Raw genomic sequence first — 12,311 nt, forward strand, 5'->3', positions numbered from 1 at the left:
GATATAGTATTATTACTAAAGTAGTCAATATATGGAATTTTATCAAGTATATTGTATACCTTGATGTTTCCTGTAATACCATCATTACTTACCTCTACTATTTGGAATTCATTCATCACTAAGTCCGTAGAGAGCATAGACGAGGGGGATCAATTTATTTTTGGAGATGGTATAAAATATTATGATTTTTCTTCTGATGGAAAAAAGATAAATATAGATGAACACAAGATAGCAATTTTTATTGAAAGTATATCCAAACAAAAGGCATATATAAAAGTAAAATTGATGGTTTCGATAATTTTTTAAATATTTATTATGGCGGTAAGACATCATTTATCTATATATCAAGTGACAAATCTGAATTATTTACTAATAACATACATCCTGATGATAAAACTGATGTTTCCATTAAATAATTAAAAAACACCTTAGATTTTGTCTCTTAATACCTATATATCTAATAAATTTATTAAAACCCCCATTATAGGGAATTTTTTTATGAAAGTATTATTTTTGATTAAAAAAGGACAAATCCATATATAATAAAGATTTGTCCAAATATTTAGACCCTAAGGTCATTGCTCAGAACATACTTTGATTTTTTCTTAGATAAATTTACAATCTTTCGATATAGTCTACACTTAAACGAATTTAACTGCTTCAAAAACTTCTAACCACCATACACAAATTATACACAATCTATACACAGGCTGTTTTTTGTATTTTTCAACCTCAAAATAAACTCTTTTGATGAGCTTTATTTATTGGTTATTTCTGTATTTATTGTAACATAGTTTTCTGAAAATATCAAGGCTCATCTTATAAAAATAAAACCCATCGCTTAGGATGGGTTTTTTATACTAAGCTAATAGTTGATATGTTATACGTAATTGCGTTTTGATATCTTCTTGGTTCATAGTAGTATGAAAATCACTAGATTCTAATCCTGTATTGATAACATGTATAAAATTAGGAATCGTATAATATTGTGGATGTTTAAAAATATTTTCGCATTTTGCATATAGACAAGTTAATTGATAGGATTTGTCTATTTTTCTTGTAGCTCCGTTAATATGAGCTTTAGATAAATGCTGACCACTTGTTAAACCTATAAGGTTTTCTAAATAATAACTAATAGATGGATAAAGTGATTTAGGAAAAATATGGTGTATATGCTCTGTATTTCCAGCTAACTTATCATTTACCTCACTGTATGGATGAATCTTTTTAATTTGTTTAATTGCACGTTGTATTAGGTTATCTGTATATTCGTGAGTGGTACCCTCGTCTGATTTTTTTTGAGCGTGTTCTTGTCGAGACATCCCTTTTTCTTTACCACTTGCAATATCTCTGAAATTAAGCTCATTATACATTAAATCTCTGTATGTAATATTGTATTTAGATAAATTTCCTTTTACTGAACCTAAAGTAGTATAATAACATGAGAATATGTTAATAATCTTAGTAAATATACGATAGATTTCTATTTCAGGGTTAGACGAGCCTTTTTGACCAATATTAGTATATGCAACCATAAATTTAACAAAATTTTTCTTTAATAAATCATAATCATTATTTGTTTTATCTTTTATTTCAATAAAAATTTTAAACCCTTTAAAATTTGAATCAATAAAAAATTTATAAAAATAAACAATTAAAAACAAATATGTATTTGAATCTTTTAAAGCAATGTACTCTAGTAATTCATTGTTTTGTATAGAATAATGAAATTTTTTACCAATTCTTTGACGTGATAAAATACCTGAATATGTTAACATTGCTAAAGGTTGACTAATAAATTTATCTAGTTCATTATATGATAATGCTTTATTAAATATAAGTTTAAGGTTCGCTTTAAAATAGTTATTTTCTTCGATATTTTTTCTTGTAAATGTATTAGTATTAGAATCAATGAAATTTACTATACAATCAGCTATAAAAGATACAACATCAGGAGTAATTTTTTGATCTGAAAAGCGTAATGATTTGTCAGGTGTTTTTCGTATGTCTAAATTAATTCTATCAAAATGATCTGTAATGATTTTTGGAACTAGATTATAGTCTAACATATTTACCCCATAAACGTATAGAATTACGATCTATATTTAAACTTCTTTTAGAGTGGTTTCTACCAATCATATAAAATGTTTTAAATTCATCAGTTGAAAAATATTCTAAATCTTTTTCTGTAATATCAACTACAGGAGTTAGTATTGCCACTGAGCCATCAGTAATCATATTTTTAGGTAAAAAACAAGCTCTAGGATTATAAGATAAATTTGGAATAAGTACAGAATTAGTATTTAAATATTTTTTTACAGATAAATTTTCGATTTCGTCTGTATATGAATCATAATCAGGTATATCTTTAATAGATAAATTATCAATATTTCTAGATTTTAAAATTCTATATTTACCTAAATTTTTAGTATGTTTTTTTGTAATTTGTCTATCTCTATAAAAATTAAAAATATCAAATTCTAATTTTTGTTTAACTAAGTAAAAGAAGTCATCAGTATATAATAACCACATATTAAACTCTTTATCAAAAATTTTAGAATAGTGCTTTATATTTAATGATTTATTAACAAAACTATCAATCACTATAGTGTTTTCTTTTTTTTCTGTATAAAAGATCAATCCAATAGTTTCTATCTTAACATTATAAAAAGATTTTTCTCCATAATCGCATATACTAAGAATGCTTGTATCTCGTTCAAGTAATTCTCTTGTTTTATCGTATTCAGGCGATGATAGAAAGCTTTTAGGTATAACAAAAGCTACATGTTTTCCTAAAGATTTTGCTTTTTCAATAAAAAAAGTAAATATATTACAACTCATCGTGTTATACATGTTTTTCTTGAAAAACAAATTATCTTTATCTGATTTTCCATAAGGTGGATTCCCTATCACAATATCATATTTGTTATCAGAATTAAATAATAAAAAATTAGAATTGATATAGTTTATTTTTACATTAGGATAAAAATGATCAAATAAAATTGATAATAATTCTATCATATCAGAATCAATATCGATAACATCAATTATTAGATTTTGATTTGCATATTTGTCAATAATACTTGGTAAAAAATTACCTATACCAACTGACGGCTCTAATACATAGATTTCTTTTTTTGTTTTTAATTTCGGCAAATGAGATACGATATTGTGAACTATATTTGAGGGCGTATAATAAGCTGACAAGAGAGTACGTTGAGCATTAGAAAACTCAATAATTTTTGATAGTGTCTTAAAAGAATATATATCTAATGAACGTAAAACAAAATCTTTTAATGTTTTAAAAGATTTATCTAATTCATTTTCATTTATGATTTTCTTTACGTTATTAATACTAGATTCATTTGTAACGTTAATAATGTTTTTTGCAATTTGGTTAAAAATATATGTAGGTACAGCTTCACCTATTGAATGTCTGATGTTTAATTCATTAGTTTTTAAATATGCTCGTTTTTCTATTAATGAAAAATTATTCAGCCGATTCTCTGATATATCTGACCATTGAAAAGAATTAGGTATGCTCATTATTATCATTAATTCACGTATACTAAATACCCTTGAATCTGATGGGTGTATTGTAGATTGACTAGCTAGTATATCATTTCTTGTATGTATGCATGGAGCAATAGCATCCCATGAGTTTCTTTTGTATTTATCACCATTCTTATTTTGATTTAAAATAATTTCTCCATCTTTACCAATTTTATGAGGTTTATACTCCAATAATTCATTATCAAAAGCTGAATATCCCTCTTTGGTTTTTTCTATCCATGGTAACATTCTACGATCATAAGAACGATAAAAATGATAGATATCCTTATCTGAAATATCCCCCATATTTTTTAATGATGGAAAATCTCCTATTACTTCTTTTAATATTTTTTGAGATTCTTCTTTAGGAAACAAGTCTAAAGGTGAAATATCGTATATATTTTTACGTACACCGACTATAAGAGTTCGAGTTCTACTTGATGGTACTCCATATTCTTTAAAGTTTATAATTTTGTACTCTATATTATAGATACTCTCTAAATGTGTTTTAATAACAACTTCTATACTTTTATCAACTCCATCTATATCAGCACATAGAGTTTTAAGAAAAGCCCTAACATTTTCGAAGACAAAATATTTAGGTTGAATTTTTTTAGTTAAGAGAATTGATTGTAATATTAGAGAATTTCTTTTAATCTCATTATCTGTTTTTTTATGATTTGCAACAGACATTCCTTGACAAGGTGGGGTAGCTACTAGAATATCTAATTCTTTTATATTTTCATTTTTATACCAAAAATCCAACTCAGATAAAATACGATCTTGTGTATCTGAATTTTCTATATCTCCAATAATATACCCTGTTTCATATTTACATTTGTGATTATATTTTTGAATCGACATTCTTTTTTCTAGTAATTCATTAGTCGCTATACATTCAAAACCTTGTTGTTTGAATCCATAACAACCAATACCAGCACTGCTAAAGAGAGAAATGTAAGTAAGTTTAGTTGACATTTTATAACCTTTTATGAATTAAATCCTAAATCAAAACATGTTAAATATTGAGGATATTTTGTTTGTATAGTATTTCTAATCAGATTTTTATCTTGAGTACTTATAATAGGGCTTAAGTTATATGTACTAGGAGCATTAACATGAAAATTATTTATTAGATATTCAATATATTCTTTACAAGACACGCGACATAAAATTTGATTTCCTAATCCAGCAGTGAAGTTGATCTGCAAATATTGTTTTAAATACACATTCATGGTATAAATTTCAATTCTATACTGATTACCTCTAGCACCTTGCTTTTGATTTTTTTCATAAATAACCTTAGTATATTTATTATTAGCTAGTACACCTAAAATAATAAAAAAAGCATTTGCATTAGGAAAATTAATTGGATTTTTACAGCTACGACACTCAAAAGAAAATTTTACAATGTTTGTTGGATTAGATTTAGATAAATAACATCGTATTTTTTGTATGAATTTAAACATATACCCTCTATTTTAGATAAAATTCTTTGACATTATACACAATATGTACACAATTTTCAAGAATAAACACTATTTATTTATACACCATATGAACAAGCTCATCCTGTGTATCTCGTAAAGATTCAGGATTTTCAAGCATATAGTATTGATCGGTGGTTTTGATACTCTCATGTCCGAGTAAAGCTTTTACTTTGTGGATGTCTTTTGATATTTCAAGTGCTAAACTTCCTGATGTATGCCTGAATAAGTATAGACTATAATCACTATTAAGATTTAGTTCTTCTTTCATGATTTTGAATTGTCTTGAATAAAAGCCTTTATCACTTTTAATCGACCCTATGAATAGACATCCGTTTGTCAATTCATTAAATTTTATAATATTTACTAATTCCCTTGCGAACATAGGATTTAAAGGGACAGTTTTGAATTTCTTAGTTTTATTCATCCATATAGAGATACGATTGTTTTTTAAGTCTATATCTTTGTAAGTCAAATTGACAATTTCTCGAGGTCGTGAGCCTGTGAAAAACAATGTCATTAAATAATACTTAAAATCTAAGTTCCCTACCCTATCACAATATAATAACATATCTTTAAAATCATCCATCGAAATAATCACTTTTCGTTTTTGTGGTTTTGGAGCTTGAAAAAACTCTAGTTTTTTGTATTCGTTATAATCATAATACCCTTGCTTGATTGCATAATTCAAAAAAGCTCTGATATTCTTTGTAATTTTATAAGCATAGTGTTTAGAATACTTTTGTCTTAAATCTGTTTGTATTTCTAACATCGTATCATTATTAATTGTATTCCATTCGAGATTATATTGTTTTAATACTATTAAACCTACTTCTTTAACTTTGATTGTTTCTTCTGTAATTCCATTATATTTAGCTATTTTTAAGTAATCTTGATATACCCGATTGATGTTTTTAGTTTGTGCTGTCTGCATAGACCCGAGATGATCTTTTGACGATTTAAAGGCACTTTCTCGCATGATTAAAGGGATTTCAGACATATTATGTACTTTGTTATAAAATAGCTTACTACAAAACATCTCATAGCGTTCTTTTGCTTCATGATAGTTTTTTGTTTCTAAAGACAATCGATAAGTGCGTTTATTTATTGTTTTGTTGAGATAATAGATACCGTTTTCACGTTTATATATACCCATAAAATTAAACCTGTGATTTTTATTGTAATTACACAATATTATCACAGGTTTTTAATTTTTAATCTTGGTAAACTCAAAATTATTTTTTAAATTCAATTTACCTATCTAAAAAAGCCAATCCTATTTTTTCTTTAAATAATACATAGCTCTTAAAAAATTGATTATGAAAAATAAAACGCTCATAGTATTTCGTTGTTTCATTGTTATAAATATCTATCCCATTTACTAACTTATTAAAAACTTCTTTATTCGTGTTATCTGTAATAGGTAATGATAGATGTACACTATCAAAACAAATTTTCAATTTATCAATATCTTTAGTAATACTAATATTCTTTACAATATTTTTCACTTCTTCAGGGATAAAATTATCCCATTCTTGACCTGTGATTTGTACTAATAAATCATAAAATAACTTATGCTTGTTTTTACAATTTTCTCCAAAACAAATTTGAGTAATCAAACTTAAATATCTTAAAATCAGATTTCTAATCACATATTCTTGATCTATTTCTCTTGTATAAAAATTACAAAAATGAGTGTGTTTTTTAGAATTAAGTACATTTTCATAGTTATTAAAATGTTGGATAATTTCTTTTGTTTTATTCAGATATATATCGAGTTCTTGTTTTACTTTATGAGCAACATTAGAAAGCATTTGATTTTCTTGTCTTTCTGTATTCAATACAATAGCAGGCATATAATGTAATAGATTACTTTCTATATATTCCATTTGCTTTATTAATTTACTAATTTCTTTTTTTGTAATAGGTTTATTTGTCATAAATTGCTTATATGTATAACGTTGTGTTTGAAAATGATCTAAATCTTTATATAATGTTAGTAAAATAAAATCAATATAATCTTTTTTCTTTTGCTCATCATTGATAAAATTTAATCCTTTAATTTCGATAAGATTATTATTTTCTAATAAGTTATATATTCTATATCTTATTATAGATATTTTATTTTCAATAACATCATTCATAAATCAACTCCGATAATATCGTAAATAAATATATCGGGAGGCATTCGCCTCTTTTCAATCAACTTCGTTGAATATTTTTTTCTTTTTCTATCTCATCTCTAAGCATTTGTAATAGTTCTTCATCTTTGAATTGTTGTAATTCTCTGTCAATTTCTTCTTCTGTCATATTGTCATAATTATTTTTCTCAACTTCAATAATCTTAATACTATTATCCCATTCTTTTGGGTTCAATCTTGCTAAAATATCAAGACAAGCCTTTGCATTAGGATGAGCTTGTTTGGTTACCGTATAAATAATATCCCCTTGACTATCTTGTTTGACTTCTTTGTATTCATATCCCCATGCCGATTTATAAAGTTGTTCTTGTGTTTTCTCTATAATTCTTTGTTGTTTGTCTTTCAAAGCCCTATGATAAGACTCGGATAACTCGGATTTAAAATATTTACTATCTACTTTTAACCATTCATTAAGAGTATCATAATTGACATTCATGACTTTTGCTATATCTTTTAAGTACATAAACTTATCTACTATACACTCATATATCAATTTTTCAAATTCTTTTCTATATTTTGTTTTCTTATTCATTGTTCTTTACCTACAAACGTGCCGTTTGATCCACTTTTTTATAAAACTGATTGACAACTAAATTCAAATATGCTATAATATAAGTGCTTAATATCCTAATAAACTAGAAATAGTTTATTTTCTATCTCATACTTTAAAATAAAGATGAGAGTTGTTTATATACAATTCTTTTTTATTTTTAAAGTATGAATACCTATGTATCATTATTACTAGTGATACTATATTTTCCTATTTGCCGATTGCACGGTAAATTTATATATATTGCTCATAGCAGTTGTATATCCGTGCAATTGGTTTAGATAGAAATGTTTAAAACTTTGTTTATTAGGATATTAAGCAATACAGCTGTTATGAGCTTTATTGTTTTAGATTCAATAATTATTCTCATGACAGTTTGTCATGAGTTTTTTTTATACTACGACGACTAAAATTATACAAACTGCTATCCCTCTATACTTACTCAACACCTATAGAGGGAAGGGCTTTGCCCTATATCTATAATTATCAACAAATAAATACTGTATTGGCCAAATCCTAACAGATTAGTCTTAAATAAGACTATCTAATACCATATCCCCTTGTATTTTTACAGGGGGATATTTTTTAATTTATCAATTTTTCTCTTATTTCACTATCACTACGATTAATATAATGTTTTGCCGTTATACTTATATCACTATGTCCAAGTAACTTTGATACAAGATGAATATCTTTTGTTTTATTTAACATCCTTGTGCCAAAACTATGTCTAAAAGCATACAAACAATATTCTTTATTTAATTCAAGCTCATCTTTTAACTTTTTGAATTTTCTTGAATAATGTGTATCATTTTTATCACATCCTATAAAGATATAATTGTTTTGAATCCTATCGAAGATAGTTAAAAGCTCATCGGTTAAATACACCGTTTTGTATTTCTTGGTTTTATTCTGATAAATCTTAGCAGTTCCTTTATTAAAGTCAATATTACTTTTTTTTAATTGAGTTATCTCATTAGGTCTACAACCTGTTTCCCATAATGTATCTATGTATAGAAGAAAATCTTTATCTGTTATTGCCGTACGCATGTACTTATAATCATTTTCTTCTATAATAATATCTCTTGTTGAATCCTTAGTCATCAAAAACGTCAAACTTTCATAGTCTTCACGTTTATAATATTTCTTCTTAATACAGAAATTTAGAAAAGCCTTTAAATTTCGTATATGCTTATTAGAATAGTCTTTTTTAAAAGTCTTTGTAATATGATTAATAACTTCTTGAGTAATATCACAAACATATTTAATATTCTCTTTTTTAAGGTGGGTGAAGAGAGATTGTTTAAATCGTATCACTCCTTTACTTAGTTTTTGACTCTCGCATAAATCAAGATATTCCGTATAAGATTTGTCTATACTATATTTCTTGATTTCTTTTTTATTAGATGAGCTTTTGACAGTTGATTGAGTTAATTCTGTATGAGTGGATTTTGTAGGGTGTAATTTTTGATTAATTTCTGATAATAGATAATTATCATACATTCTTTGAGCTAAACGAATATCACGAGTATTTAAAGATATGCGTTTATACTGAGATTTATTGTTTTCATTGATTTTAATCTGTAAATAAAAAATTCCGTTTTCTCTTTGATATAATCCCATAATTCACGTCCTAAACCATATACACAATTCATACACAATCTATACACAGTTGGGATTATGAAGTTTTTAAAAAAGAAACAAGCCTTGAAAATATCAAAGCTTGTACGAATTTTTGACTTATAAAGTCATTGCTCAGAACAGGACTTGAACCTGCACGGCCAAAAAGGCCACCAGCCCCTCAAGCTAGCGTGTCTACCAGTTCCACCACCGGAGCATATAATATATTATATATCATTTAAAATATATTTGTCAATACTTTTAATTTAATTTTTTGTAAATTTATATATTATATTTGATAAAAGATCATTGATTTTATATCAAATATAATATATAATATACTCACACTTTTATATTATGGAGGGATTTATGATATTTCCTTTTTTACCACAAGAATTACAAGATTTTGATACTGAAATATATAATACTATCTCAAATGAACTTCTCCGTCAACAAAATACTATCGAATTAATTGCCTCTGAAAATATCGTTTCCAAAGCTGTATTAGTAGCACAAGGCAGTATTCTCACTAACAAGTATGCGGAAGGATATCCAGCCAAGCGTTACTATGGTGGTTGTGAATATGTTGATATTTCTGAACAACTCGCTATAGACAGAGCAAAAAAACTATTTAATGCCGAACATGCTAATGTGCAAACTCACTCAGGATCTCAAGCTAACATGGCTGTCTTTATGGCTTTACTACAACCTGGTGACAAAATTCTCGGAATGGGACTAAGTGCTGGTGGACATTTAACACATGGATTTCATTTGAATTTTTCTGGTCAATTATACGAAGCTCATAGTTATACAGTAGATCCTCAAACATATCTTTTAGATTATGATGAAATCAGAAAACAAGCCTTAGAGATAAAACCCAAACTTATTATAGCTGGAGCTTCTGCTTATTCAAGAATTATTGATTTTAATGAATTTAGAAAAATTGCTGATGAGGTTGGTGCTTATCTCATGGTAGATATGGCACATATAGCTGGATTAGTAGCTGTAGGCTTACATCCAAACCCTGTTACAGTAGCTGATGTCGTAACATCTACAACTCACAAAACATTACGAGGTCCTCGTGGTGGATTGATTCTCTGCAAACAAGAATTTGCTAAAGCTATTGATAAGACTGTTTTTCCAGGTATTCAAGGCGGGCCTTTAATGCATGTTATTGCAGCTAAAGCTGTAGCTTTTAAAGAAGCCTTACAACCTAAATTTAAAATATATCAACAACAAGTAATTACTAATGCTCAGACATTATCACAAACATTAGCAGATTTAGGGCATTCTATTATTAGTAATGGAACAGATAATCATTTATTTATTGTAGATCTTCGTACACATAATACTAATGGTAATGAAATATCAACATTATGTGATACCATAAATATCACTTTAAACAAAAATTCCATTCCTTTCGATCCAGCTTCTCCTATGAAACCTTCTGGCATTAGAATTGGTACACCAGCAATTACTTCACGAGGTATGAAAGAACAAGAAATGATACAAATAGCACAATGGCTTGATAAGTTAATTAAAAACAAAGACAATCAAAATATTCAAAAAGAAATCAAACAAGAAATTTTAGAACTATGCACACATTTTCATATCTATCATTCATAAAAAAAAGAGTATTAGTCGAGGATCAAAATGGAACCTATCAAATTTAAAACTGTAAGTTTTAGAACTGGAACATATGTATATGTTGAAGAACAAACAGATAGTGCAGCTTTTTATATTGTAAGACAAGGATCATTAATAGAAGAAAGTCCTCTTAATAATCTAACTCAAGAAAGTAATTTAATCATCAAAACAGGTGATTTTTTTGGTGTTTTAGATTGTATGAGTAGAAGAGCTAGATTATCTAGTATTCGAGCTCTTGAAGATACTGTATTAATTGTTGTAAGATTTGATCAATTTGAAACTTTAATTACTCAAATGGCTCCTGTTGCAATAAAAATCATTAGGTACTTCTCACAAAGACTTAGAAAATATAATACAACATTAGCTCAGTTGACACAAGGATCTACATCAAAAATAGAATCAAATACTCTCACTAGTTTAATCAAATTGGGAGAATATTATCAAAGTCTTGGACAAAATAATATTGCAGGATATGCTTTTTCTAATTTTATAAAAAACTATCCTAACGATAGTTCTGTTTTAGAAGTACAAAATTATCTTAAAATTCTTAACTATGATGAGAAATCTCATTTACCAATTCAACAAGGAATTCAAGAAACTTACGAAGCCGGTAATCCTATATTTCTCGAGTATGAACAAGGTGCTGATTTATATATTATTTTAGAAGGATTTGTAAAAATCACAAAATTCACTAATAATCAGATAGTTTTATTAGCTATGCTTAAAGAAAAAGATATTTTTGGAGAAATGGCAATATTAGAAAATAGCCCTCGTTCGGCATCTGCTATTGCTGTCACCAAAGTAACTCTATTACGCATTAATAAACAAAATTTTGAATTATATATTCGTACTCATCCAGAAATTGCTCGTCGTATTATTCAATTATTATCAGATAGAATTTGGCTTATTTATAAACGATTAGCAAATCAATTAATTATAGATCCTATTACAAAAATTTACGATGCTTTACAAACACTACTGTTAAACAATCGTGTTCCTATCAAAAAAGGATTAGCATATTCTTTTGAAATGTCACCTACTGATATTATTCAATTTATAGGATTAGATCCTATAATAGGGAAAAAATATATAGATTATATTATTGCAAATGATTCTGCATTAAGTGTCGAAAATAACAAACTTATGTCTAAAGATGTGTATAATATTAGAAGTGCTATTGCTTTGTCAAATCGTCACCAACATCGTAGTACTATTAAAAATCAATAATATATTAAATAAAAAAAGTATTAGATA

Annotated in this window: 10 protein-coding genes and 1 tRNA gene; 3 read left to right on the forward strand and 8 right to left on the reverse strand. The window is 26.8% G+C overall.

Going from position 1 to position 12,311, the window contains the following annotated elements:
• Positions 1-63 precede the first annotated feature (63 nt).
• The gene (locus tag KFW21_04685) at positions 64-306 is read left to right on the forward strand and encodes a hypothetical protein (GenBank protein MDK2818727.1); all 243 of its coding nucleotides are present in this window, start codon (positions 64-66) and stop codon (positions 304-306) included.
• Between the two features lie 554 nt (positions 307-860).
• Here the strand turns inward: KFW21_04685 and KFW21_04690 are convergent.
• From KFW21_04690 to KFW21_04725, 8 genes are all read right to left on the reverse strand, one after another.
• Positions 861-2,069, reverse strand: a complete 1,209-nt coding sequence (locus KFW21_04690) for a hypothetical protein (GenBank protein MDK2818728.1) — start codon at positions 2,067-2,069, stop codon at positions 861-863.
• On the reverse strand, positions 2,056-4,530 hold the full coding sequence (gene dcm, locus KFW21_04695) for a DNA (cytosine-5-)-methyltransferase (protein ID MDK2818729.1): 2,475 nt from the start codon (positions 4,528-4,530) through the stop codon (positions 2,056-2,058). Before dcm ends, KFW21_04690 begins: the two co-directional genes overlap by 14 nt.
• An 11-nt stretch (positions 4,531-4,541) precedes the next feature.
• On the reverse strand, positions 4,542-5,021 hold the full coding sequence (locus KFW21_04700; protein ID MDK2818730.1) for a hypothetical protein: 480 nt from the start codon (positions 5,019-5,021) through the stop codon (positions 4,542-4,544).
• A 73-nt stretch (positions 5,022-5,094) separates the two neighbouring features.
• Positions 5,095-6,195, reverse strand: coding sequence for a site-specific integrase (locus KFW21_04705; protein MDK2818731.1), 1,101 nt, complete (start codon positions 6,193-6,195; stop codon positions 5,095-5,097).
• 97 nt (positions 6,196-6,292) lie between these two features.
• A complete protein-coding gene (locus KFW21_04710) occupies positions 6,293-7,183 on the reverse strand; it encodes a hypothetical protein (protein ID MDK2818732.1) in 891 nt (296 codons plus the stop codon).
• Between the two features lie 58 nt (positions 7,184-7,241).
• Positions 7,242-7,772, reverse strand: a complete 531-nt coding sequence (locus KFW21_04715; GenBank protein ID MDK2818733.1) for a hypothetical protein — start codon at positions 7,770-7,772, stop codon at positions 7,242-7,244.
• Positions 7,773-8,375: 603 nt separating this feature from the next.
• Positions 8,376-9,413 (reverse strand): site-specific integrase, encoded by a 1,038-nt coding sequence (locus tag KFW21_04720; protein ID MDK2818734.1) that lies wholly within the window; start codon positions 9,411-9,413, stop codon positions 8,376-8,378.
• A 129-nt stretch (positions 9,414-9,542) separates the two neighbouring features.
• A tRNA-Leu gene (locus KFW21_04725) sits at positions 9,543-9,627 on the reverse strand.
• A 152-nt stretch (positions 9,628-9,779) separates the two neighbouring features.
• On the opposite strand from KFW21_04725, the gene KFW21_04730 reads away from it, so the two are divergent.
• Positions 9,780-11,036 carry a serine hydroxymethyltransferase gene (locus tag KFW21_04730; protein ID MDK2818735.1) on the forward strand — a complete coding sequence of 419 codons (1,257 nt, stop codon included), beginning with the start codon at positions 9,780-9,782 and terminating at the stop codon, positions 11,034-11,036.
• A 27-nt stretch (positions 11,037-11,063) separates the two neighbouring features.
• Complete coding sequence (locus KFW21_04735) at positions 11,064-12,284, forward strand: cyclic nucleotide-binding domain-containing protein (protein MDK2818736.1); 1,221 nt, start codon at positions 11,064-11,066, stop codon at positions 12,282-12,284.
• Positions 12,285-12,311: the final 27 nt, after the last annotated feature.

Source organism: Spirochaetota bacterium (assembly GCA_030154445.1).
Taxonomy (GTDB): Bacteria; Spirochaetota; Brevinematia; order Brevinematales; family Brevinemataceae; genus Brevinema_A.

Coding starts and splice junctions, on each gene's coding strand:
- KFW21_04685 (MDK2818727.1), top strand. CDS start 64: ATGTTTCCTGTAATACCATCATTACTTACCTCTACTATTTGGAATTCA.
- KFW21_04690 (MDK2818728.1), bottom strand. CDS start 2,069: ATGTTAGACTATAATCTAGTTCCAAAAATCATTACAGATCATTTTGAT.
- dcm (MDK2818729.1), bottom strand. CDS start 4,530: ATGTCAACTAAACTTACTTACATTTCTCTCTTTAGCAGTGCTGGTATT.
- KFW21_04700 (MDK2818730.1), bottom strand. CDS start 5,021: ATGTTTAAATTCATACAAAAAATACGATGTTATTTATCTAAATCTAAT.
- KFW21_04705 (MDK2818731.1), bottom strand. CDS start 6,195: ATGGGTATATATAAACGTGAAAACGGTATCTATTATCTCAACAAAACA.
- KFW21_04710 (MDK2818732.1), bottom strand. CDS start 7,183: ATGAATGATGTTATTGAAAATAAAATATCTATAATAAGATATAGAATA.
- KFW21_04715 (MDK2818733.1), bottom strand. CDS start 7,772: ATGAATAAGAAAACAAAATATAGAAAAGAATTTGAAAAATTGATATAT.
- KFW21_04720 (MDK2818734.1), bottom strand. CDS start 9,413: ATGGGATTATATCAAAGAGAAAACGGAATTTTTTATTTACAGATTAAA.
- KFW21_04730 (MDK2818735.1), top strand. CDS start 9,780: ATGATATTTCCTTTTTTACCACAAGAATTACAAGATTTTGATACTGAA.
- KFW21_04735 (MDK2818736.1), top strand. CDS start 11,064: ATGGAACCTATCAAATTTAAAACTGTAAGTTTTAGAACTGGAACATAT.